The organism is Shinella sumterensis, assembly GCF_004514425.2.
In the GTDB taxonomy this organism is placed as follows: domain Bacteria; phylum Pseudomonadota; class Alphaproteobacteria; order Rhizobiales; family Rhizobiaceae; genus Shinella; species Shinella sumterensis.
In genome coordinates this window covers 214,720-237,330 of the sequence record NZ_MYFN02000006.1, presented here as the reverse complement: position 1 = coordinate 237,330, position 22,611 = coordinate 214,720, and the positions used below count along the sequence as shown (strand labels likewise).

29 protein-coding genes are annotated in these 22,611 nt (G+C 63.3%); 14 read left to right on the top strand and 15 right to left on the bottom strand.

Translation table 11 applies throughout. The features are described from left to right. Positions 1-175 precede the first annotated feature (175 nt). From secY to B5M41_RS13820, 7 genes are all read left to right on the top strand, one after another. On the top strand, positions 176-1,516 hold the full coding sequence (gene secY, locus B5M41_RS13850) for a preprotein translocase subunit SecY (protein WP_134649057.1): 1,341 nt from the start codon (positions 176-178) through the stop codon (positions 1,514-1,516). Continuing rightward, positions 1,513-2,097 (top strand): adenylate kinase, encoded by a 585-nt coding sequence (locus B5M41_RS13845; RefSeq protein ID WP_134649058.1) that lies wholly within the window; start codon positions 1,513-1,515, stop codon positions 2,095-2,097. Before secY ends, B5M41_RS13845 begins: the two co-directional genes overlap by 4 nt. Before the next feature lie 228 nt (positions 2,098-2,325). Next, entirely contained in the window at positions 2,326-2,694 is a 369-nt protein-coding gene (gene rpsM, locus B5M41_RS13840) for a 30S ribosomal protein S13 (protein WP_134649059.1), read from the top strand. Positions 2,695-2,934: 240 nt separating this feature from the next. Next, entirely contained in the window at positions 2,935-3,324 is a 390-nt protein-coding gene (gene rpsK / locus B5M41_RS13835) for a 30S ribosomal protein S11 (RefSeq protein ID WP_023513823.1), read from the top strand. A gap of 100 nt (positions 3,325-3,424) precedes the next feature. Beyond that, complete coding sequence (locus tag B5M41_RS13830) at positions 3,425-4,435, top strand: DNA-directed RNA polymerase subunit alpha (RefSeq protein WP_134649060.1); 1,011 nt, start codon at positions 3,425-3,427, stop codon at positions 4,433-4,435. Between the two features lie 139 nt (positions 4,436-4,574). Then, positions 4,575-5,000, top strand: a complete 426-nt coding sequence (rplQ, locus tag B5M41_RS13825; RefSeq protein ID WP_134649061.1) for a 50S ribosomal protein L17 — start codon at positions 4,575-4,577, stop codon at positions 4,998-5,000. Further along, positions 4,966-5,226 carry a hypothetical protein gene (locus tag B5M41_RS13820; RefSeq protein ID WP_134649062.1) on the top strand — a complete coding sequence of 87 codons (261 nt, stop codon included), beginning with the start codon at positions 4,966-4,968 and terminating at the stop codon, positions 5,224-5,226. The genes rplQ and B5M41_RS13820 overlap by 35 nt, the downstream gene beginning before the upstream one ends. 104 nt (positions 5,227-5,330) lie before the next feature. Here the strand turns inward: B5M41_RS13820 and msrQ are convergent, their stop codons facing one another. Together msrQ and msrP are read right to left on the bottom strand one after the other, a co-directional pair. Next, entirely contained in the window at positions 5,331-5,987 is a 657-nt protein-coding gene (msrQ, locus tag B5M41_RS13815) for a protein-methionine-sulfoxide reductase heme-binding subunit MsrQ (protein ID WP_134649063.1), read from the bottom strand. Continuing rightward, positions 5,987-6,928, bottom strand: coding sequence for a protein-methionine-sulfoxide reductase catalytic subunit MsrP (gene msrP / locus B5M41_RS13810; protein WP_134649064.1), 942 nt, complete (start codon positions 6,926-6,928; stop codon positions 5,987-5,989). Before msrP ends, msrQ begins: the two co-directional genes overlap by 1 nt. Before the next feature lie 213 nt (positions 6,929-7,141). Between msrP and B5M41_RS13805 the strand changes: the two genes are divergently transcribed. Next, positions 7,142-8,530, top strand: coding sequence for a DegQ family serine endoprotease (locus B5M41_RS13805; protein WP_134649239.1), 1,389 nt, complete (start codon positions 7,142-7,144; stop codon positions 8,528-8,530). Then, on the top strand, positions 8,527-9,834 hold the full coding sequence (locus B5M41_RS13800; protein ID WP_134649065.1) for a replication-associated recombination protein A: 1,308 nt from the start codon (positions 8,527-8,529) through the stop codon (positions 9,832-9,834). Before B5M41_RS13805 ends, B5M41_RS13800 begins: the two co-directional genes overlap by 4 nt. Before the next feature lie 6 nt (positions 9,835-9,840). Here B5M41_RS13800 and B5M41_RS13795 read toward each other — a convergent pair whose 3' ends face one another. The 6 genes from B5M41_RS13795 to B5M41_RS13770 form a co-directional block, all read right to left on the bottom strand. Next, on the bottom strand, positions 9,841-10,155 hold the full coding sequence (locus B5M41_RS13795) for a DUF1883 domain-containing protein (protein WP_134649066.1): 315 nt from the start codon (positions 10,153-10,155) through the stop codon (positions 9,841-9,843). A 157-nt stretch (positions 10,156-10,312) separates the two neighbouring features. Continuing rightward, on the bottom strand, positions 10,313-10,948 hold the full coding sequence (locus tag B5M41_RS13790; RefSeq protein ID WP_134649067.1) for an alpha/beta family hydrolase: 636 nt from the start codon (positions 10,946-10,948) through the stop codon (positions 10,313-10,315). Positions 10,949-10,961: 13 nt separating this feature from the next. Beyond that, positions 10,962-11,132 (bottom strand): hypothetical protein, encoded by a 171-nt coding sequence (locus tag B5M41_RS13785; protein ID WP_167719042.1) that lies wholly within the window; start codon positions 11,130-11,132, stop codon positions 10,962-10,964. 61 nt (positions 11,133-11,193) lie between these two features. Further along, complete coding sequence (locus tag B5M41_RS13780; RefSeq protein WP_160871435.1) at positions 11,194-12,186, bottom strand: endonuclease/exonuclease/phosphatase family protein; 993 nt, start codon at positions 12,184-12,186, stop codon at positions 11,194-11,196. Positions 12,187-12,399: 213 nt separating this feature from the next. Then, complete coding sequence (locus tag B5M41_RS13775; protein WP_134649069.1) at positions 12,400-12,918, bottom strand: hypothetical protein; 519 nt, start codon at positions 12,916-12,918, stop codon at positions 12,400-12,402. A gap of 161 nt (positions 12,919-13,079) precedes the next feature. Further along, positions 13,080-13,367: a hypothetical protein gene (locus B5M41_RS13770; RefSeq protein ID WP_134649070.1), complete on the bottom strand. Its 288-nt coding sequence runs from the start codon at positions 13,365-13,367 to the stop codon at positions 13,080-13,082. A 208-nt stretch (positions 13,368-13,575) separates the two neighbouring features. Between B5M41_RS13770 and B5M41_RS13765 the strand changes: the two genes are divergently transcribed. The 5 genes from B5M41_RS13765 to B5M41_RS13745 all read left to right on the top strand — a co-directional run bounded on the left by B5M41_RS13765 (position 13,576) and on the right by B5M41_RS13745 (position 17,962). Then, entirely contained in the window at positions 13,576-13,812 is a 237-nt protein-coding gene (locus B5M41_RS13765; protein WP_134649071.1) for an Lrp/AsnC ligand binding domain-containing protein, read from the top strand. A 46-nt stretch (positions 13,813-13,858) separates the two neighbouring features. After that, a complete protein-coding gene (locus B5M41_RS13760) occupies positions 13,859-14,851 on the top strand; it encodes an RluA family pseudouridine synthase (RefSeq protein ID WP_134649072.1) in 993 nt (330 codons plus the stop codon). Continuing rightward, on the top strand, positions 14,851-15,516 hold the full coding sequence (locus tag B5M41_RS13755; protein ID WP_134649073.1) for an HAD-IA family hydrolase: 666 nt from the start codon (positions 14,851-14,853) through the stop codon (positions 15,514-15,516). Before B5M41_RS13760 ends, B5M41_RS13755 begins: the two co-directional genes overlap by 1 nt. Beyond that, a complete protein-coding gene (locus B5M41_RS13750; RefSeq protein WP_134649074.1) occupies positions 15,509-16,294 on the top strand; it encodes an ATP12 family chaperone protein in 786 nt (261 codons plus the stop codon). The genes B5M41_RS13755 and B5M41_RS13750 overlap by 8 nt, the downstream gene beginning before the upstream one ends. 135 nt (positions 16,295-16,429) lie before the next feature. Further along, positions 16,430-17,962 carry an acyl-CoA carboxylase subunit beta gene (locus B5M41_RS13745; protein WP_134649075.1) on the top strand — a complete coding sequence of 511 codons (1,533 nt, stop codon included), beginning with the start codon at positions 16,430-16,432 and terminating at the stop codon, positions 17,960-17,962. 53 nt (positions 17,963-18,015) lie between these two features. On the opposite strand, the gene sugE is transcribed toward B5M41_RS13745, so the two are convergent. From sugE to B5M41_RS13710, 7 genes are all read right to left on the bottom strand, one after another. Next, positions 18,016-18,330, bottom strand: a complete 315-nt coding sequence (gene sugE, locus B5M41_RS13740; protein WP_134649076.1) for a quaternary ammonium compound efflux SMR transporter SugE — start codon at positions 18,328-18,330, stop codon at positions 18,016-18,018. 162 nt (positions 18,331-18,492) lie between these two features. Next, on the bottom strand, positions 18,493-19,326 hold the full coding sequence (fghA, locus tag B5M41_RS13735) for an S-formylglutathione hydrolase (protein WP_134649077.1): 834 nt from the start codon (positions 19,324-19,326) through the stop codon (positions 18,493-18,495). Positions 19,327-19,340: 14 nt separating this feature from the next. Further along, on the bottom strand, positions 19,341-19,997 hold the full coding sequence (locus B5M41_RS13730; protein WP_134649078.1) for a DUF1345 domain-containing protein: 657 nt from the start codon (positions 19,995-19,997) through the stop codon (positions 19,341-19,343). Continuing rightward, complete coding sequence (locus B5M41_RS13725) at positions 19,994-20,467, bottom strand: YaiI/YqxD family protein (RefSeq protein ID WP_134649079.1); 474 nt, start codon at positions 20,465-20,467, stop codon at positions 19,994-19,996. The genes B5M41_RS13730 and B5M41_RS13725 overlap by 4 nt, the downstream gene beginning before the upstream one ends. Positions 20,468-20,480: 13 nt before the next feature. Beyond that, the gene (locus B5M41_RS13720; protein ID WP_134649080.1) at positions 20,481-20,954 is read right to left on the bottom strand and encodes a GNAT family N-acetyltransferase; all 474 of its coding nucleotides are present in this window, start codon (positions 20,952-20,954) and stop codon (positions 20,481-20,483) included. Beyond that, the gene (locus tag B5M41_RS13715; protein ID WP_134649081.1) at positions 20,954-22,081 is read right to left on the bottom strand and encodes an S-(hydroxymethyl)glutathione dehydrogenase/class III alcohol dehydrogenase; all 1,128 of its coding nucleotides are present in this window, start codon (positions 22,079-22,081) and stop codon (positions 20,954-20,956) included. Before B5M41_RS13715 ends, B5M41_RS13720 begins: the two co-directional genes overlap by 1 nt. A 78-nt stretch (positions 22,082-22,159) precedes the next feature. After that, positions 22,160-22,564 (bottom strand): helix-turn-helix domain-containing protein, encoded by a 405-nt coding sequence (locus B5M41_RS13710; RefSeq protein ID WP_134649082.1) that lies wholly within the window; start codon positions 22,562-22,564, stop codon positions 22,160-22,162. Positions 22,565-22,611: the final 47 nt, after the last annotated feature.

The window sequence follows — 22,611 nt, the reverse complement described above, 5'->3', positions numbered from 1 at the left end:
CGCGTTTCAACCGGTTTAGGCTCCATCCGCCCGATTTGCCGCAACGGCAGAAGGGCACGACCAATTTCAGCATATGCGCATTGCCCGGGCAGGGCAGGGTGCGAATGCCAACGGATAAGCCATTCCGGACCTGGCCGGGCGTCGCCGCCGCCGGATTGGCTACGCGGAGAAATGCATGGCTTCGGCAGCGGAACAACTTGCCTCTAATCTGAACTTCTCGACTTTCGCCAAGGCGGAAGACCTGAAGAAGCGTCTCTGGTTCACGCTGGGCGCGCTGCTCGTCTATCGTCTCGGCACCTATATTCCGTTGCCGGGCCTCAATCCCGATGCCTTCGCGCAGGCCTTCCGCGGCCAGTCGGGCGGTATCCTCGGCCTCTTCAACATGTTCTCCGGCGGCGCCGTCGAGCGCATGGCGATCTTCGCGCTCGGCATCATGCCGTACATTTCCGCGTCGATCATCGTGCAGCTGATGACGTCCGTCGTTCCTTCGCTCGAACAGCTGAAGAAGGAAGGCGAGCAGGGCCGCAAGATCATCAACCAGTACACCCGCTACGGTACGGTGCTGCTCGGCACGCTGCAGGCCTACGGCATCGCTGTCGGCCTCGAAAGCGGGGCAGGGCTCGTCAACGATCCGGGCTGGTTCTTCCGCATTTCCACCGTCATTTCGCTGCTCGGCGGCACCATGTTCCTGATGTGGCTGGGTGAGCAGATCACGTCGCGCGGCATCGGCAACGGCATTTCGCTGATCATCTTTGCCGGCATCGTGGCGGCACTTCCCGGCGCACTGGCCGGTACGCTCGAACTCAGCCGCACCGGCGCGCTGTCGATCGGCGTCGTCATCGCGGTCGTGGTGATGGCTGTCGGCGTCATCGCGCTCATCGTCTTCGTCGAACGCGCCCAGCGCCGCCTGCTGATCCAGTATCCGAAGCGACAGGTCGGCAACCGCATGTTCCAGGGCGACACGTCGCACCTGCCGCTGAAGCTGAACACTGCGGGTGTTATCCCGGCGATCTTCGCGTCCTCGCTGCTGCTCTTGCCGGCAACGCTTGCGGGCTTCTCCAACACGTCGGAGCTGCCGTCCTGGGCGACGTCGATCATTGCCGCGCTCGGCCATGGCCGTCCGCTCTACATGGCGCTCTATGCCGCCATGATCGCCTTCTTCGCCTTCTTCTACACGGCCATCGTCTTCAATCCGAAGGACACGGCCGATAACCTGAAGAAGCACGGCGGCTTCATCCCGGGCATCCGCCCCGGCGAGCGCACCGCCGAATATATCGATTACGTGCTGACCCGCATTACGGTGATCGGCGCTGCCTACCTGATGTTCGTCTGTATTCTTCCTGAAATTCTCATCGCTCAGACAGGTGTGCCCTTCTACCTTGGTGGTACATCGCTTTTGATTGTTGTCAGCGTGACCTTGGATACGGTAGCACAGATACAGGGTCATCTGATCGCCCAGCAATATGAAGGGCTGATCAAGAAGTCGAAGCTGCGTGGAGGTAAGAGGGGACGATGAGACTGATTTTTCTGGGCCCGCCGGGTGCCGGCAAGGGAACGCAGGCCAAGCTGCTGACCGAGAAGTACGGCATCCCGCAGCTTTCCACGGGGGACATGCTCCGCGCGGCCGTTGCCGCCGGCACGGATGTCGGAAAGCGCGCAAAGGCCGTCATGGATGCCGGCCAGCTGGTTTCGGACGCGATCGTCAACGAGATCGTGTCCGACCGGGTCGCCGAGCCGGATTGCGCCAAGGGGTTCATCCTCGACGGTTATCCGCGCACGGTTCCGCAGGCCGAAGCCCTCGACCGTATCCTGGCCGACAAGGGCATCGCGCTCGACGCGGTCATTGAGCTGAAGGTCGACGAGGATGCGCTGGTCAAGCGCATGGAGAACCGCGTCGCCGAAACGATCGCCGCCGGCGGCACCGTCCGCTCCGACGACAATGCCGAATCGTTCAAGCGCCGGCTGACCGAATACCGCGAGAAGACCGCGCCGCTGTCGAACTATTATGCTTCGACCGGCAAGCTTCAGACCGTCGACGGCATGGCCAATGTCGACAAGGTGACCGCCGAGATCGACGGAATCCTCGAGAGCGCCTGATATCAGGCAAAAAGGAACGGCTGGGGAGTTGACTTTTTCGGCCGATTCCCCTTAAGACAGCGCCAACTCGCGACATGCCATTGCGATCGGCGCGGATTTCCAGATGAGAAGTCCGGGTGCGGTCCTTTTGGTGCGTACCGAACATCGATTGAGCGTTGCGGCTTTCGAGGCCGTTTCAAATGAAGAAGACCACTTGCCGGATGGCAACTGGAAGCAAGGAGAACAGGCGTGGCACGTATCGCTGGCGTCAACATCCCGACTGCAAAGCGCGTAGTCATCGCGCTGACCTACATTCACGGGATCGGCCCGAAGTTTGCAAAGGAAATCATCGAGAAGGTCGGTATCCCGGCTGATCGTCGCGTTCACCAGCTGACGGACGCGGAAGTCCTTCAGATCCGTGAAGCCATCGACCGCGACTACCAGGTCGAAGGCGACCTGCGTCGCGAAACCTCGATGAACATCAAGCGTCTCATGGACCTCGGTTGCTACCGTGGCCTGCGTCACCGCCGCAGCCTCCCGGTTCGCGGTCAGCGCACGCACACCAATGCCCGCACCCGCAAGGGTCCGGCCAAGGCCATCGCAGGCAAGAAGAAGTAATTTCCCGGAAACGGGGAACGGGAGGCTGGCGCTTCGCGCCGGCCTCTTTTGAGTTTCGAGCAGGGGCTTGCTTCAGTCGGGGCCCTGGTCGGTGGAGCTGCTGGTATTACGGCAGTGACGATATCGCCGCACGCATCGCCTGAAGGCCGCGTGCAATTGTTATTCAGGGAAGGGGTGCTGCCCCGACCCGGTGGAGCCGCTGGCATTACGGCGGTGTCGAGATCAACGAAAGGACTATCCATGGCCAAGGAAGCCGCACGCGTCCGCCGTCGCGAACGCAAGAACATCACCTCGGGTGTTGCTCACGTCAATTCTTCGTTCAACAACACGATGATCACCATCACGGACGCACAGGGCAACGCCATTGCCTGGTCGTCGGCCGGCGCAAAGGGCTTCAAGGGCTCGCGCAAGTCGACCCCGTTTGCTGCCCAGATCGCTGCCGAAGACTGCGCCAAGAAGGCCCAGGAACACGGCATGAAGTCGCTGGAAGTCGAAGTCTGCGGCCCGGGTTCGGGTCGCGAATCGGCTCTGCGCGCCCTCCAGGCTGCCGGCTTCATGATCACGTCCATCCGCGACGTGACCCCGATCCCGCACAACGGTTGCCGCCCGCGCAAGAAGCGTCGCGTCTGATCATCGCATTCGAACTGCCGGAAAAGCCGGTCGGCTTTTCCGGAACTTCAGGGCTCGGTCGCCACGATTGGATGGTGGCGGCGAACGGAAGGCAAAACATATGATCCAGAAAAACTGGCAGGAACTGATCAAGCCGAACAAGGTGGAGTTCACCTCCTCCGGCCGCACCAAGGCAAGCCTTGTTGCCGAGCCGCTGGAGCGTGGCTTCGGCCTGACGCTCGGCAACGCGCTGCGGCGCGTGCTCCTGTCGTCGCTGCGCGGTGCGGCTGTTACCGCCGTGCAGATCGACGGCGTCCTGCACGAGTTCTCGTCCATCCCGGGCGTCCGGGAAGATGTGACGGACATCGTGCTCAACATCAAGGAAATCGCCATCAAGATGGATGGCGACGACGCGAAGCGTATGGTCGTGCGCAAGCAGGGTCCGGGCGTCGTGACGGCTGGTGACATCCAGACGGTCGGCGACATCGAGATCCTGAACCCCGAGCATGTCATCTGCACCCTCGACGAGGGCGCGGAGATCCGCATGGAGTTCACGGTCAACAACGGCAAGGGCTATGTCCCGGCTGACCGCAACCGTTCCGAAGACGCACCGATCGGCCTCATCCCGGTCGACAGCCTCTACTCGCCGGTCAAGAAAGTGTCCTACAAGGTGGAAAACACCCGCGAAGGCCAGGTTCTCGACTACGACAAGCTGACGATGACCATCGAAACCGACGGTTCCGTCACGGGCGAGGATGCGATCGCGTTTGCGGCCCGCATTCTTCAGGACCAGCTCTCGGTCTTCGTCAACTTCGACGAGCCGCAGAAGGAAGCCGAAGAAGAATCGGTCACCGAACTGGCGTTCAATCCGGCGCTCCTCAAGAAGGTCGACGAACTGGAACTGTCCGTCCGTTCGGCGAACTGCCTGAAGAACGACAACATCGTCTATATCGGCGATCTCATTCAGAAGACCGAAGCCGAAATGCTTCGCACTCCGAATTTTGGTCGCAAGTCGCTCAACGAGATCAAGGAAGTTCTCGCTTCCATGGGCCTGCACCTCGGCATGGAAGTGCCGGCATGGCCGCCCGAGAACATCGAAGATCTCGCCAAGCGCTACGAAGACCAGTACTGATGCCGCACGCGCCCCTTCGGGGGCGCGCAAGGCTGGCCTCAGCAAGATCAACGCGTATGGACATGGTTTCGCGGAACGCGAGACGGACATGCGCCCCGTCAAACGGCAGGCAACTGCCTGCATGTGAAGGAGAACCGAGATGCGCCACCAGAATTCCGGTCGCAAACTCAACCGTACCGCCAGCCACCGCAAGGCGATGTTCGCCAACATGGCTGCTTCGCTCATCCAGCATGAGCAGATCGTCACCACGCTGCCGAAGGCGAAGGAAATTCGTCCGATCGTCGAGAAGCTCGTCACCCTCGGCAAGCGCGGCGACCTGCACGCTCGCCGTCAGGCGATCTCGCAGATCCGTGACGTTGCCGTCGTTTCGAAGCTGTTCGACGCGATCGCGACCCGTTACGCCAACCGCAACGGCGGCTACCTGCGCATCATGAAGGCCGGCTACCGCCACGGCGACAACGCTCCGCTCGCCGTCATCGAATTCGTCGAGCGCGACGTCGATGCCAAGGGCGCAGCCGACAAGGCCCGCGTTGCTGCCGAAGCTGAAGCTGCGGAAGCCGCATGATCTGATTCGTTCCTCTGGAACGGTCGAAAGCCGGACGCGCAAGCGTCCGGCTTTTTGCGTTTCATCTATTTTTGTATGCGCCTTTCTTCTCTACAGCCAGGCGCTCATTTGCCATTTTAATGCACCACGCATCCTGGCGCTGCGCGGTGCCATTGCCGTGCTCGGTTATGCCGCGATCGCCGTAGCGGTGCTTGGCGCCGGCAGCCTTCGCTACGAACTGTCCTGAGCGACATCACCTGCGACCTTCTGCTGGTCGCGGCCATGGTCTCCACGCGCTTCCGGTTGCGTGCTCCCGTGGACAAGGCGCTGTTTGCCGCCTCGGAAGGCTTGTCAGGCCGACCGTTCGCGTCCCGGGAGCGGCGCGTCTGTCCGTCGGCCGCGATTGCGGTTGCGCAGGATCGGACGCAGCAGTCGGTACAGCAGGAGTAGCGCAACGAGCGTGATGTAGGTCCAGGGCTCCAGACCCACCACCTTCACCGACATGGCAAAGTGCAGGACGCCGGCGGCGGCGATGACATAGACGAGCCTGTGAAGCTTCACCCAGCGCAGCCCCAGTCTGCGGATCGACCAGTTGTTCGACGTCAAGGCCAGCGGAATGAGCATCACGAATGCGGCCATGCCGATGGTGATGAACGGGCGCCGGACGATATCGTCGATGATGGCCGCGAAATTCAGGTACTGGTCCAGCACCATGTAGGTCAGGAAGTGCATCAGCACGTACCAGAAGGCCAGCAGGCCCAGGGCGCGGCGGTAGCGGATCCAGTTGATGCCGAACAGGTCACGCAGCGGCGTGATCGCAAGTGTCGCGACCAGGAAGCGCAGCGCCCAGAGGCCAAGCAGGTGCTCGAACTCCTTCACCGGGTTGCCGGGAAGCCCGCCGGTCGCGCCGAGCCAGAAGCCCCACACCGCAGGCAGAAGGCCGACGGCGTAGAGAAGCCAGATCGAGGCGGCGTGGTATTTGCGCGGCAGTGCGGGAAGGGCGGACATCAGAAGTTCGCCCGCAGGTCCATGCCGGAATACAGGCCCGCCACCTCGTCCGCATAGCCGTTGAACGGCAGCGTCGGCCGACGGTTGGCGCCGAAGAAGCCACCTTCGCCGATGCGGTTTTCGCTCGCCTGGCTCCAGCGCGGATGATCCACCTCGGGGTTGACGTTGGCATAGAAGCCGTATTCGTTCGGCGCGGAAATATTCCAGGTGGATGGTGGCTGCTTGTCGGTCAGCGTGATCTTCACGATCGACTTGATGCCCTTGAAGCCATATTTCCACGGAACGACGAGCCGGATGGGGGCCCCGTTCTGGTTGGGCAGCGTCTTGCCGTAGACGCCGACGGAAAGCAGCGTCAGCGGATTGCGCGCCTCGTCGAGCCGCAGGCCTTCCACATAGGGCCAGGGCAGAGACTGGAAGTAGCCCGACTGCCCCGGCATCTGTTCCGGCCGCACGACCGTTTCGAAGGCGACATATTTCGCATCACCCAGCGGTTCCACCTTGTCGAGCAAGGCTGCGAGCGGAAAGCCGACCCAGGGAATGACCATCGACCAGGCCTCGACGCAACGCATCCGGTAGACGCGATCCTCAAGCGGCATGGCCAGCAGTTCCTCCAGGCCGAACTCCCTGGGCTTGCCGACGAGGCCATCGACCTTCACGGTCCAGGGCGTGGGCTTGAAATTTGCGGAATTCGCCGCCGGATCGCCCTTGCCGAGACCGAACTCATAGAAGTTGTTGTAGGTCGTCACGTCCTTTTCGGGCGTCAGCTTCTCATCCACCTTGTAGCGGCTCTCGGACGCCTTCAGCGCCGAGGCGAGTGCCGGCGCAGCGGTTGCCGCCAGCATGCCGCCGGCCGCCGTCGCGATGAAGGCGCGGCGGTTGAGAAAACAGCGCTCGGGCGTGATCTCCGAGGCGGGTATGCGGGGAGGGCGATAGATTGGCATGGGGCGCGATCCGTTCGGGTGTATTCCCTCATCTCTACGTAAAGGAGGATGGCGTTGTTTCAATGGCGGTGATTTTTTCCGCAACCACATTTGCGTGCGCGGCCTGTGAGAGGCCGTGAGCGAAGTCAAAGGCGCGGTTTGCCTTTTTTCCTGCGAAATCCTATCTGAACGTGACGCGCAGACGAAGGAGACTCGCCCATGTCGAAAGCCAGAATGCTGTTTGCCGCCCCGCTTTTCGTGGCGCTGGCGCTTGTGACGCCCGCCACGGCAGAGGAGCGCACCGTCCCGCAATCGAGGACGGAGATGCAGCTGTCTTTCGCGCCGCTCGTCAAGAAGGTCGAGAACGCGGTCGTCAACGTCTATGCCGAACGGTCGGTCGAGCGCCGCTCCATCTTCGAAGGCGACCCCTTCTTCGAGGAGTTCTTCGGCCAGCGCATGCCCAACCGCAGTGAAAAGCAGTCCTCGCTCGGCTCGGGCGTCATCGTCGGCGCCAACGGCATCGTGGTGACCAACAACCACGTTATCGAAGGCGCCAGCGACATCAAGGTCGCGCTGGCGGATGGCCGTGAGTACGAAAGCACGGTCGTCCTGAAAGACGAGCGGATCGACCTCGCCGTCCTGAAGATCAAGGGCGATGTGAAATTCTCCACCCTGCCGCTCGGCGATAGCGACGCGGTGCAGGTGGGCGATCTGGTGCTGGCCATTGGCAACCCGTTCGGCGTCGGCCAGACGGTGACGAGCGGCATCGTATCTGCGCTTGCCCGCAACCAGGTGCGCTCCGGCGACTTTGGCTTCTTCATCCAGACGGATGCCGCGATCAACCCCGGCAATTCCGGCGGCGGCCTCGTCAACATGAACGGTGAACTCATCGGCATCAACACCGCGATCTTTTCGCGCGGCGGAGGCTCCAACGGCGTGGGCTTCGCCATTCCGGCCAATCTCGTGAAGACATTCGTGGCAAGCGCCGAACATGGCAATGCCACCTTCGACCGCCCGTTCATTGGCGCGACTTTCGATGCGGTGACATCGGAAGTCGCCGAGGCGCTCGGCCTCGACCGCGCGCGCGGCGCGCTCATTTCGCGCGTGCAGGCAGGCAGCCCGGCGGAAAAGGCCGGCATGAAGCCCGGCCAGGTCGTCACGGCCGTCAACGGCATCGCGGTCGAGCATCCCGATGCCCTGGGTTACCGGCTGACGACCGTCGGTATCGGTGGCACGGCCAAGATCACCGTCATCGCCAATGGCAAGCAGGAGGAACTGACGCTCGCCCTCGACCGCGCACCCGAAACGACCCCGCGCGACGAACGCCTGATCGAAGGCCGCAATCCCTTCTCGGGCGCGGTGGTGGCCAATCTCTCGCCGCGCGTGGCCGACGAGCTGCGCATGCCCACGAACCAGACCACGACAGGCGTCGTCGTCACGCAGGTCAATCGCGGCTCGCCCGCCGCCCGTATCGGCCTCCAGCCGCGCGATATCGTGATCGAGCTGAACGGTACACCCGTGACGACGACGGAGACGCTGGAAGCGCTGGTCAACGAAAACCCGTCCTTCTGGCGTGTCGAGATCGAGCGTGACGGCCAGCGCATTCGTCAGTTTTTCCGATGAGCGACCTCTTCGCCCCGCGTGAACCCGAGGACATGGCGGCAAAACGGCCTCTGGCCGACCGCCTGCGTCCGCGCACGCTGGGCGAAGTCTCCGGCCAGGAACACCTGACCGGGCCTGACGGTGTGCTTTCGCGCATGATCGAGGCGGGCTCGCTCGGCTCGATGATTTTCTGGGGGCCGCCCGGCACCGGCAAGACGACGGTGGCACGGCTGCTGTCCGGCGAGACGGGGCTCGCCTTCGAGCAGATATCCGCGATCTTCTCCGGCGTGGCTGATCTCAAGAAGGTCTTCGAAGCGGCGCGGGCGCGCCGCATGGGCGGCCGCCAGACATTGCTCTTCGTCGACGAGATCCACCGCTTCAACCGCGCCCAGCAGGACAGTTTCCTGCCGGTCATGGAAGACGGCACCATCGTGCTCGTCGGCGCCACGACCGAAAACCCCTCTTTCGAGCTGAATGCGGCGCTTCTGTCGCGCGCACGCGTGCTGACCTTCAAGCCCCATGACGAGCAAAGCCTGGAAGAGCTGCTGAAACGGGCGGAGACGGCGGAGGATAAGCCGCTGCCGCTGGACGAGGAGGCGCGCGCTTCGCTCCTGCGCATGGCCGACGGCGACGGCCGCGCTGTGCTGACGCTGGCCGAGGAGGTCTGGCGCGCCGCGCGCCCCGGCGAGACCTTCGGGCAGGACGACCTCTTTCGCATCGTGCAGCGCCGCGCGCCCGTCTACGACAAGTCGCAGGACGGCCATTACAATCTTATCTCCGCGCTGCACAAGGCCGTGCGCGGTTCGGACCCGGATGCGTCGCTCTATTATCTCACCCGCATGCTGGATGCGGGGGAGGATCCGCTGTTCCTGTGCAGGCGCATGGTGCGCATGGCTGTCGAGGATATCGGCCTTGCCGATCCGCAGGCGCTTGTCGTGTGCAATGCCGCCAAGGACGCCTACGACTTCCTGGGCTCGCCGGAGGGCGAACTGGCGCTGGCGCAGGCCTGCGTCTATCTCGCGACCGCGCCGAAGTCCAACGCCGTCTATACCGCGTACAAATCGGCCATGCGCGCGGCGAAGGAAAACGGTTCGCTGCTGCCGCCCAAGCACATCCTCAACGCGCCGACCAAGCTCATGAAGGGCGAGGGCTATAGCGACGGTTACCTCTACGACCATGACCAGCCGGATGCGTTTTCCGGCCAGGATTATTTCCCGGAGAAGATGGGCCGCAGAACCTTCTATGATCCGCCGGAGCGCGGTTTCGAGCGCGAGCTGCGCAAGCGGCTGGAATGGTGGGCGAAGCTGCGCCGCGAGCGCAGCTAGGGAGCGTTACGCGGCGTTGAAGCGCTGCGCCGGCTTCTCCGGACCCTTCGGCACGATCTTGATCGAGGATTGCGCCTTGCCCGGATGTCCTTCCATATCCACCACGACGTGCCAGTGGCCGCTCTGCGGGATCTTCAGCCGGATTGGCGATTGCTTGGCCACCCCGCCGAGAAACTTGTGCTGACGCGCGTTCTTGAAGAGATCGAAATTGCCGTGGGTCATCAGGCGCACATTGGCGATGGACGACAGCGTGATTTCGATGACCGTCCCGGAGCGCTGCATGTCGAGGTCGTAGTGCGTGTAAGGAAAGCTGTGCGTCATGGCTTGCCCGGCGTCGTAGTGATACGGCGGCATGATGGCACGGTCCGGTTAATGTTCCCTTTGTCGAAAATGGATCGTGTTTCAACGTCTTGCAAGGACAAGCGGATTCAATTCGTCAAGCCGTTGAATCGATCCCTCAGCTTCGCTCGACGGTCTGTCAGAGCGTTGTCGTCCACGCCTTCACCGTGCTCGCCATCGTCGCGAGATGGTCGGCGGCGGAGAAGCCGGAAATGGACTTGCGCGGCTTCAGGTCGTGATCGCCGTCTTCGAGCCAGAGCAGGCGGATGCGTTCGGGCAGGTCATAGGCGGCCACCTCTTCCTTCGTGCCGAAGGGATCGCGCGTGCCTTGGCAGATGAGCGCCGGTGTCTGCAGCGTCATCAGATGGGCGGTGCGCAGTTGCGTCGGTTTTTCCGGCGGGTGGAACGGGTAGCCGAGACAGAGCAGGCCGGCGATGCGTCCGGCGGCGTGGAGGTCGTCCGCCACCATGCTGGCGACACGCCCGCCCATCGACTTGCCGCCGATGACCAGCGGACTCGTTGCGCCGAGCGCGGAAACGGCCGCACGGAATTCCGGGTTCAGCGTCTCCGCCTTGGGTGGCGGACGGCGGCCACCATCCGTGCGCCGTGCCGCCATGTAGGAGAATTCGAACCGCGCGACACGCAAGCCTTGCGCCGCCAGCGCCTCTGCGGCGGCGTTCATGGCCGGCGAATCCATCGGGGCGCCGCTGCCATGGGCCAGAAGCAGCGTCACCGGCGCATTATCAGGGCCGGTGAAGAGAAAGCGGCCGGTCACGCTGCGGTTCCGCTCACTTGGCGTGATCCTTCACATCGCCCGGCGCGATGGGGTCGCTGGCGGGAAAGGTCTCTTCCAGCGCCTCTTCCAGGTAATCGTCCTGCTCGGCCTTCGGGCTCTTTTCCTTCTGCCGGGCACGCTCCTGTTCGAGCGAGGCTTTCGGGCTGTCCTTCCTGGTCGTCATCGTCGTCTCCTCGTTGCGGGTACACATGCAAGATAGCGTGTTTTTCCGGCGCGGCGAGGCCTCAGGTTTGCGGCAGGGTCAGTTCGACGATGACAGGGCGGTGGTTCGAGCCGAAGGCGGGGCCCAGACGATGGTCGCGCAGGAAGATGTCGGGCGAAACGGCAATATGGTCGATTGTGGAACCGATATAGGCGAGCGCCTCGAGCTTCATGGTGAAGCGGGTGACCGGCTGCAGCCATCCGACCGCCGTCGAGGCCAGGCCCGATTGCTGGAGGAAGGTGCGGAAGAAGGGCGACCATGTCGGCGTATTCCAGTCGCCGGCAACGATCACCGGTGCCCGTTCGAGATCGCCTTTCACGGCATCGGCGGCCGCCGAGAGGTAAGCGTTGCGGTCACGCCACTGCCAGAGCCGCCGTGGCGTTTCCGGGTGGAAGGCGTAAAGGAAAAGCGGCTTTCCCGCGAGGTCCAGTTCCAGCCGCAGCGGCTGCTTATAGGCCTGAGGCTCGGTGACGGCGCGCTTCAGTTCCGTTTCGGCGCGAATGGGCAGGGTCGAATAGACTTTGAGCGCGTCCCGCAGCATCGCCTCCGTGCTGCTCTCATAGGGATAGAGCCCGGATGACGACAGGAGCCGTTCCCAAGCCGGACTGGTCTCTTCGAGGACGACGATGTCAGGCCGTTCCTGCTTCAACAGGGCGAGGAAGGCGGTACGATCCTTGATGTTGTCGCCGAAGATATTCGCGGTCATCACCTTGATGCCGCCTTGCGCGGACGAGGCGCGCGCGGTGGGCACGTCGGCGGCCGGCAGGAGCGCGACGGCAAGGCCGATGACCGCCATGGTGATGGCCTTGATGCGGCGGGTCAGGAAGGCCGCGACGGTCAGCAGCACGCCGACGGCGACGACGTAGGGCCAGGCGAAGGTGACGAGGTCCACAAGCCAGAAGCGATCGGCAGCAAGCACGACGGTGCTTACGGCGAAAAGATAGGCAATGACGCCCGGCAGGACGAAAACACGGTAGGCGAGGGCGATCGCTCCCTTGCGCGGTGCTGTGGGCATCGGCGGTTCCTTCTGCATCACGGGATAAGCCGTCAAGGCGATTCCCCGTAACGGGAAGTTCGCATGTAGCCCGTGCAATCCCGCACCGCAATGACAACCTGGCCGGCTACCCCGCCGGGAAGCTTTCAGAGATGTCGTTCCAGCCGGAATTGGTCGCCTTGATGAAGCCGATCTTAACGTCGCGTGACCATTCTCGCATCTCCTTCTGCCGGCTCAGGGCGCTTTCTTCGCTATCATGCCTTTCGCACCAAAGCAGCGTTTTCCCTTCGGGCTTGATGCGTGAATTGGGTTTCTCGCGAAGTTGATGACGCGGCCGGGAATGCCAGCTCCGACGTGGATGAGGAGTTTGCCCTGCTCTGTGGCGAGGATATAGACGTACCAGGTCTGCGCAGCACCGCGGTTGCCGACCGGGTGTTTGAAAGACGAGGCGACACCCTCGGCGAAGCCGGCCATCCGGGCTTGCGCTTTGCTCTCACGCCACTCTTCGAGCATCCTGATATTGGCGCGCATGTCGGCTACGTCTACCGGTGGTTCGTCGGGTTTGACGTCGATGACAGGTGGCTTCGCCTTACTGTGCGCAAGAGCATTCTCACGGCACGCACGTTCTGTCGGAAACGCCATGGCCGATCGACCGATTAAAGCGCCACTCGCATCGCGAAGCTCCCAATGGTAGCCGAGGTCTGTAAAAGGAAATTCCCAGTCGCCGTCTTTGCTTTTGTTCCTGCCACCCATCACAACGTCTCCCAATATTCCCGCAAAGGTAGTGTAGGATTGCAAATCTTTGCACGCAAGCGGGTAGTGATGCCGGCGGTCTGTGGGCCCGTCGCTATTGCAAAAAGAAAGCCCCCGGAAACGGGGGCGAGGTGTTTGGGACGGCTGTTGTCGGGGAGGTATCAGTCGACGTCGGGCGGGATTTCCCGACCGTTCTCGTCATATTGGCGCTGCGCTTCGGCGACCGTGACCTGGGGGCGCAGTTGCGGCGCCGTGAGGAGGGCGAGCGCAAGCGCCGGGGGCTGGATGACGTTGAGGACGGCGACCACGCGCGCATCGCCGCGCACCTTCGCATCCTCGCTCCAGTGATGGATGCGTTCCTCGAAGAGCGTATGGCTCCGCGTGGTGGTCTTCGCGCCGAGCGCGGCATAGGCGGCGGTTGCCGGAGAGACTGTCACGATCTGGGTCATGGCATTTCAACGGTTGGTCGGATGGCAGACCCTATCAGTCGGGAATTTCGCTGCGGTGAATTGTGATGGTCGTATTTTCATCGAATTTTAACGGATGCCGGCGTCCTCTCGCGGTCTTGCCTTTGCGGTGCCAATTCCGCCATAAGGATTGCGGAATGCCGCCGGGATCGCGCGGCTCAAGCATGCCGCCGATGGCGCGGGAGGACCGATGAAGCCGATTTTCGTGCAACTGCAATGCGCTCCGGGCAAGACCTATGAAGTGGCGGATGCGCTTTACGCGACCGAGCTCATCTCGGAGCTCTATTCGACGAGCGGCGAGTTCGATCTGCTGCTCAAGATCTATGTCGAAAGCGAAGAGGATATCGGCAAGTTCATCAACGATCATGTCGCGTCCATTCCCGGCATCGTGCGTTCCCTGACGACACTGACCTTCCGCGCCTTCTAATTCCTTCGTTCTTGCGCTATGAGCGGCGCAACGAAAGAAGGCTGACATGGCAGGCATCGAACACAAGCAGGTGGAGAACGACGAGGCGGGCATGCGCCTCGACCGGTGGTTCAAGGTCCACTATCCGGGGCTCGGCTTCGGTCCGCTCCAGAAATTGCTGCGCTCCGGGCAGGTCCGCATCGATGGCGGGCGCGCGAAAAGCGATACGCGCGTGCAGCCCGGACAGATGATCCGCATTCCGCCCATGGATGTCGATCCGAAGGCCGTGAAATCCGGGCCGATTGCCGGGCGCGACCTCAAGCATTCCCCGGACGGCGAACTCCTGTCGCGCATGCTGCTGCACGAGGACGACAAGGTGTTCGTGCTCAACAAGCCCGCCGGCATCGCCGTACAGGGCGGCTCGGGCGTCACGCGTCATATCGACCAGATGCTGGAAGCCTGGACGAGCCAGAAGGGCGAGAAGCCGCGCCTCGTGCACCGCCTCGACCGCGACACCTCGGGCGTTCTCGTCATCGCCCGCACGCGCGGTGCCGCGCAGAAGCTCACGGCTGCGTTTCGCGAGCGCGACACCAAGAAGACCTACTGGTCGCTGGTCAAGGGCGTGCCGAAGAAGCGCGAGGACAAGATTTCCACCTGGCTCGTCAAGGAGCAGACACCGGATGGCGATCGCATGCGCATCGCCAGGCATGGCGAGGACGGTGCAGACCACGCCGTCTCTTTCTACCGCGTCGTCGAGCAGGCGGGGCAGAATTTTGCGTGGCTGGAGATGGAGCCCTATACCGGCCGCACGCACCAGCTGCGCGTCCACGCTCTGCACATCGGCCACCCCATTCTCGGCGACCCCAAATATTTCGATGCGGACGTGAACTGGAATTTCCCGGGCGGGGTGCAGAACCGGCTGCATCTGCATGCGCGTCACATCGACATTCCCCATCCCAATGGCGGGCGCCTGCGCGTGACGGCGCCTCTGCCCCCGCACATGGTGCAGACGTGGAACCTGTTCGGTTTCGATCAGAATACGGCGGATGAGGAAGAGTGATGCGGCTCGTGCTTTTCGATTGTGACGGAACGCTGGTGGACAGCGTCAAGCTGATCCACGAGGTCATGGCGCGCACCTTCGTCGATTTCGGTTATGCCCGGCCCGATGTGTCCGAGACCAAGGCGATCATCGGGCTCACCCTCGACATCGCGATTGCCCGCATGCAGGGCAAGCCGCATGTCGATGACGAAGCGCTGGCAATGACGGCGCATTACAAGGCCATCTTTACCGGCGTGCGCGCCGAACCCGGTTTCCAGGAGCCGCTTTTCGACGGCATCGCGCCGATGATGGCGCGGCTGGAGCGCGAAGACGACCTGATCCTGGGTGCGGTCACCGGAAAGTCCCGCCGCGGCCTCGATCTCATTCGCGCCTCGCACGGCTTCGACAAGACGTTCTTCGTATCCCGCACCGCCGACGACTGCCCTTCCAAGCCGCATCCGGCCATGGTCATGGAATGCTGCAGCGAGGCGGGTATCGATGCGGACCGCACGGTCGTGATCGGTGACGCCGTCTATGACATGCAGATGGCCAAGGCGGCGGGTGCCAAGGCCATCGGCGTTTCCTGGGGATATGCGAGTGTTCCCGAACTGGTCGATGCGGGCGCGGACCATATCCTGCGCACGCCGGCCGACCTCCTCGAATGGCTGGAGATTTCCGATGCGTGATATCCGAAGCGATCTTTCCGATGCGATGAGCGATCCCGATCCGGTGCGCCGCGCGCAAATCCAGATGAAGCGGCCGCTGCCGAAGCGGTTCTACAAGGACGTGACGACCGAGCAGGCGGAGGAGGGCTTCCGCATCCTTCTCGACGGCCGGCCGGTGCGCACGCCGGGCAAGAACGTCCTGGCGGTGCCGTCCCAGGCGATCGCCGATCGCCTGCGCGAAGAATGGGACGGGCAGGGTGAGGAGATCGATCCCGCGAAGATGCCGGTCACCCGCCTCGTCAACACGGCCATCGACGGCGTTGCTGCCAATTTCGATGCGGTGGCCGACGAGATCGTGCGGTTCGCCGGTACCGACATGCTGTGCTACCGCGCCGATTCGCCCGAGGGCCTCGTCAACCGCCAGCGCGACGGCTGGGATCCGATCCTGCGCTGGGCGGCCGACGCCAAGGGCGCCCGGTTCATCCTCGTCGAAGGCGTGATGCATCAGGAGCAGCCGGCACCGGCGATCGATGCTTTTGCCGCAGCACTTTCCGCCCACACCGATCCGCTCGCGCTGGCCTGCCTGCACACGGTCACGACGCTGACCGGATCGGCGCTGCTGGCGCTGGCGCTGGCGGAAGGCGTTATCGACGCAGAGACGGCCTGGTCTCTCGCCCATGTGGACGAAGACTGGCAGATCGAGCATTGGGGCACCGACGAGGAAGCCTTCCGGCGCCGGGAATTGCGGCGCGAGGAGATGGATGTCGCCGCCTCTGTTCTCGCCGGCATTCCGCGCTGACCTAAGAGTCCGTTTGGAAACCCTCCGCCACCGGGTTTCCAAACGGACTCTGAGACCATCGATCTAGGCAAATCCTCTTCAAGCCCCCGGTTCCCCGTGCTAAGCCGTTGTCTGAACGGGAGGAACCGAGGGATCATGAAGGAAATTCTCCACGAGCTCGAAGTCCGGCGCGAGCGCGCCCGCATGGGTGGCGGCCAGGCGCGCATCGATGCGCAGCACAAGCGCGGCAAGCTGACGGCGCGCGAGCGCATCGATGTCTTCCTCGACGAGGGCTCGTTCGAGGAGTTCGACATGTTCGTCGAACACCGGTCCACGGATTTCGGCATGGAGAAGACGAAGATCGCCGGCGACGGCGTCGTCACCGGCTGGGGCACGGTCAATGGTCGCACCGTCTTCGTCTTCGCCAAGGATTTCACGGTCTTCGGCGGTTCGCTTTCCGAGACCCATGCCCAGAAGATCATGAAGGTCCAGGACATGGCGCTCAAGAACCGGGCGCCGATCATCGGGCTGTACGATGCCGGCGGTGCGCGTATCCAGGAGGGTGTGGCGGCGCTGGGCGGTTATGCCGAGGTCTTCCAGCGCAACGTGCTGGCCTCCGGCGTCATTCCGCAGATTTCCGTCATCATGGGACCGTGCGCCGGCGGCGACGTCTATTCCCCGGCTATGACCGATTTCATTTTCATGGTGCGCGACACGTCCTACATGTTCGTGACGGGTCCTGATGTCGTGAAGACCGTGACGAACGAGACGGTGACGGCCGAGGAACTCGGCGGCGCCTCCGTGCACACCACGAAATCCTCGATCGCCGACGGCGCCTACGACAACGATGTCGACGCGCTTCTGCAGGTTCGTCGCCTGGTCGATTTCCTGCCCCAGTCCAACACGTCGCCCGTGCCCGAGATCGAATGCTTCCAGTCCGTGGAGGAGATCGACGCGTCGCTCGACACGCTTGTGCCGGCCAATGCCAACAAGCCCTATGACATCAAGGAACTGATCCTCAAGACCGTCGACGAGGGCGACTTCTTCGAGATCCAGGAGAGTTTCGCCCGCAACATCGTCTGCGGCTTCGGCCGCATCGAGGGCGCAACGGTCGGCTTCGTCGCCAACCAGCCGATGGTGCTGGCGGGCGTTCTCGATTCGGATGCCAGCCGCAAGGCCGCACGCTTCGTGCGCTTCTGCGACTGCTTCAACATCCCCGTCGTGACCTTCGTGGATGTCCCGGGCTTCCTGCCGGGCACGGCGCAGGAATATGGCGGCCTCATCAAGCACGGCGCCAAGCTGCTCTTCGCCTTTGCGGAGGCGACGGTGCCGAAGGTAACGCTCATCACGCGCAAGGCCTATGGCGGCGCCTATGACGTCATGGCCTCGAAGCACCTGCGCGGCGACATCAACTATGCCTGGCCGACGGCCCAGATCGCGGTAATGGGAGCCAAGGGCGCGGTGGAGATCATTTTCCGGAAAGATATCGCCGATCCCGAAAAGATCGCCGAGCACACGAAGATGTACGAGGACCGGTTCCTCTCACCCTTCGTGGCGGCCGAGCGCGGCTATATAGACGAGGTGATCATGCCGCACTCGACGCGCAAGCGTATTGCCCGCGCGCTCCGCCTGTTGCGCAACAAGGACCTGGAAAATCCCTGGAAGAAGCACGACAACATCCCGCTGTAGGGGAACGTTCGACAGCGTGCCGGGAGCTTCGCCCCCGGCCGTGCTGGCGGCGTCTAGGCGACGAATTTCAGGCCGAGAATGCCGGTGACGATAAGGGCGATGCAGCCGATCCGCATGGCGGTGGCCGGCTCGGCGAACAGGACGATGCCGAGAATGACGGTGCCGACGGTGCCGATGCCGGTCCAGATCGCATAGGCCGTGCCCATGGGCAGCGTCTTCACGGCTAGGCCGAGAAGCACGATGCTGACCAGCATGGAACCGGCGGTGAGAACGGTCGGCACGAGCTTGGTGAAACCATCGGTATATTTGAGACCGACGGCCCAGCCGATTTCAAAGAGACCTGCAAGGGTGAGGAGAATCCAGGGCATTTTGCCTACTCCGTTTGAAAGGAGCGAGGCCGTCCCCGCGATCGTGACCGGATTGCCCGGCGGTAGCCGTCTACCGGGTGGGAATATCGCGCATTGGCAGGCCGATCGCAAGAGCGGGGACGGCATGTCAGCCATGCGCCCCCGCCATGGGAAGCCGTTCCGTCATCCGAGGCGTTCGGCGTGCCACTTCAGATGGTCGTCCATGAAGGTCGAGATGAAGTAGTAGGAGTGGTCGTAGCGCTCGTGCATGCGCAGCGTGAGCTTGATGTCCGTATCCTTGATCGCCTCCTCGAACAGCCAGGGGCGAAGGCCGTTGTCGAGGAAGCCATCCGCCTTGCCCTGATCGATGAGGAATTCGGGAAAGCGGGCGCCATCGGCCACCAGCGCGCAGGCATCGTATTCGCGCCAGGCGGCCTTGTCGGCGCCGAGATACTTTTCGAAGGCGGGTGCGGACCAGTCGGCCGTCGAAGGCTCCACGATGGGGGCGAAGGCGGAGCAGCTCTTGAACCGGTCTGGATGCTTGAGCGCGATGGTCATGGCGCCGTGTCCGCCCATCGAGTGACCGAAAATGCCCTGGCGCTCCATGTCCATGCGGAAATGCTGGCTAAGGAAATTCGGCAGCTCTTCCGTCACATAGCTGTACATCTGGTAGTTTTCCGCCCAGGGCGCCTCCGTGGCGTCGAGATAGAAGCCGGCGCCCTTGCCCATTTGCCAGTTGGTGATCTCGTCGGGCACCTCATTGCCGCGCGGGCTGGTATCGGGGCAGACGACGATCAGGCCAAGCTCCGCCGCCATGCGGCGATATTCGCCCTTCTCCACGACATTGGCATGGGTGCAGGTGAGGCCGGAGAGATACCACAGCACCGGGCGCGGCTCCTTGATCGCCTGCGGCGGCACGAAGACGGCGAAGGTCATTTCCGTCTTGCAGGCTTCGGAATCGTGGGCGAATACGCCCTGCATGCCGCCGAAGGCGGTGTTCTGGGATAGCACTTTCATGGAAGCTCCTGAAGTCAGGTGGCGAGCGACACGGCCGCGTTCACCGCGGCTGCGACCAGCACCGTGTTGAAGAAGAAGGAGGCGATGGCGTGCAGCAGGTTGACCTTGCGCATCGCCGTCGAGGTGATCGCGACGTCGGATGTCTGCGCCGTCATGCCGATCACGAAGGCAAAATACAGGAAGTCGAACACCCCCGGCTTCGTATCGCCGGGGAAGGAGAGGCTGCGGCCGCCGCCGCGATCCATCTCCGTGTTCGACGGCCGCCAGTAGACATGGGCGTAATGCAGTGCGGCCATGGTGTGGATGGTAAACCAGCCGAGGGCGACCGAGGCGAAGGCGAGAGCGAGCTCGAGACCGCCGGCGCCCTTCCGATTGAGCACGACGAACAGCGAGCCGATCGAAATGGCGGCGGCGGCGAAGGTGACGGCGAAGATGATCCAGACCGGTTCGTCGGCGTCGGTGGCATGATGCTCGAGATAGGCCGCGGTCAGATAGGGCAGGCGAATGACCGTCATCACCAGGTAGCAGGAGAAGAACATGACGGCCGCGATGTCGATTGCGAAATCCGGCTTGAGCCAGATCGCCGGCACGCCACAGACGATGGCGGCGCCGATACCCGCATAGAAGGGCACGTGCCGGCCGTAGATCCTGCCTGCCGGTGCCCTCGTCATGATCCCGCCCGCGCATTCTTCGCCCGGCGGCAAAGCCGGTCCAGGGTTTCCAGGAAGGCGGAACGGTCGCGCGGCGAGAAGGCGGCATTGTAGCCCTTGCTTTCGCCTGTCTCGCGCAGATGCGCGCCGAGATCGCGCATCGCGCTCGCCATGCCGATATTCGTCTGGTCGAACAGCCGTCCGGTCGGGCCGGTCACATGCGCGCCTTTCGCGACGGTGCGCCCGGCAAGCGGCACGTCGGCGGTGATGACGATATCGCCTTCGCGCACGTTGTCGACGATCCAGTTGTCGGCCGCGTCGAAGGCCCCGGAGACGATGACGTTGCGGATCATCGGGTCACGAGACGGCCGCAGCCCCGAATTGGCGACGAAGGTCACCGGCAGGCCATGCCGCTCGGCAACCTTCAGCACCTCGGGCTTCACCGGGCAAGCATCCGCATCGACAAAGATGGTAGGCTGGTTTTCGCTCATACGATCCGTCTTTTCAGCTCGCCCGCTCCTGGCCCTCGGCCGGCCGCACCATGTCGACATGCGGAATGCCGTCTTCGACATATTCTGCCGACGTCGGCATGAAGCCAAGGGACCGGTAGAAGGGTTCGAGATGGCTTTGCGCCGAAAGCGCGATCGGCTGGCCAGGAAAATGCGCCCCGCAGGCATCGATCGCCGTGCGCATCAGAACGCCGCCAAGCCCGCTGCCGCGATGGGCCGGCGCGACGATGACCCGGCCGATGTGCGGGAAATCGTCTTCAGTCTTCAGCAATCGCGCATAGGCCGCGGTCTCGCCGTCGATCAGCAGGCGCAGATGCAGCGCGTCTGCGTCCTTGCCATCCAGCTCCGGATAGGCGCACGCCTGCTCGACCACGAAGACATCGACCCGCAGCTTCAGCAATGCATAAAGCTCGACGGCGGAGAATGCTTCCATCCTCCGCACATCGACGCTGTAGGCGGTTGCCGTCATCAGTAGACGACGACGCTGCGGATGGACTTGCCCTCATGCATGAGGTCGAAGCCCTTGTTGATGTCTTCCAGCGGCATGGTGTGGGTGATCATCGGATCGATCTGGATCTTGCCTTCCATGTACCAGTCGACGATCTTGGGTACATCCGTGCGGCCGCGTGCGCCGCCGAAGGCCGTTCCCATCCAGTTGCGGCCGGTGACCAGCTGGAACGGACGCGTCGAGATTTCCTGGCCCGCGCCGGCGACGCCGATGATGACCGACTTGCCCCAGCCGCGATGGGCCGATTCCAGCGCCTGGCGCATGACCTTCGTATTGCCCGTGCAGTCGAAGGTGTAGTCGGCCCCGCCGATCGTGTCGCCGTTGCGCTTCGTCATGTTGACCAGATAGGGCACGATGTCGTCGCCGACCTCCTTCGGATTGACGAAATGCGTCATGCCGAACTTCTCGCCCCAGGCCTTGCGGTCGTTGTTGATATCGACGCCGATGATCATGTCGGCGCCGGCAAGGCGCAGGCCCTGCAGCACGTTGAGGCCGATGCCGCCGAGGCCGAAGACGATGGCCGTCGAGCCCACTTCCACCTTGGCCGTGTTGATAACGGCGCCGATGCCGGTGGTCACGCCGCAGCCGATGTAGCAGATCTTGTCGAACGGGGCGTCCGGGTTGACCTTGGCAAGCGCGATCTCCGGCAGGACCGTGTAGTTCGCGAAGGTGGAGCAGCCCATATAGTGGAAGATCTTGTCCTTGCCGATGGAGAAGCGCGAGGTACCGTCGGGCATCACGCCCTGGCCCTGCGTGGCGCGGATGGCGGTGCAGAGATTGGTCTTGCGCGACAGGCAGGAATAACATTCGCGGCATTCCGGCGTGTAGAGCGGAATGACATGGTCGCCCTTCTTCAGCGACGTGACGCCCGGGCCGACATCGACGACGATGCCGGCGCCCTCATGGCCGAGAATGGCGGGGAAAAGGCCTTCCGGGTCGGCACCCGACAGGGTGAACTCGTCCGTATGGCAGATGCCGGTCGCTTTCACCTCGATGAGCACCTCGCCGGCGCGCGGGCCTTCGAGCTGCACGGTCATCACTTCCAGCGGTTTTCCTGCCTGAACGGCAACGGCGGCACGTACGTCCATAGTCGTCTCCCTATGCGGATTCTCTTGCGGCCAGACCATTGCAGAGCCGGGCCGCCGTCTCAAGTCTTGGGGGTGAAATCAGGCCTGATCTTTTTGTATCAGCCTGGCGATCTCGGCTTCGAGTGTGGCGATCGCCTTGCCCGTCCGCTCGTGCAGCTGGTGCACCTCGCGGAGCTGGCGAAGCAGCGGATGGAGGTGTTCGTCGCCGGCGGGATCGCTCGGCGCATCGCCGATGCCGGCGATCAGCCAGGACGGCGAGACCGACAGCACGCCCGCCAGCATGAAGAGCGCCTTGGTGTCCGGCTCGGCGCGATCGCTCTCCCAGCCGCCGATCGTGTCTTGCGGCAGGCCGAGCCGGGCCGCGAGGTCTTCCAGGGAAAGGCCGATGGCATCGCGCGCGCGCCAGATGCGGCCGCCCAGCGTGTCGCCGTCGGTGCGGATGGCAGGAAAAGGAATGGTGTTGTTCTCGCCGGCAATGGTCATCGCGGCCTCCAATGTGTTTCCGGCAAGTTTACAGGCAGAGGGGGTCT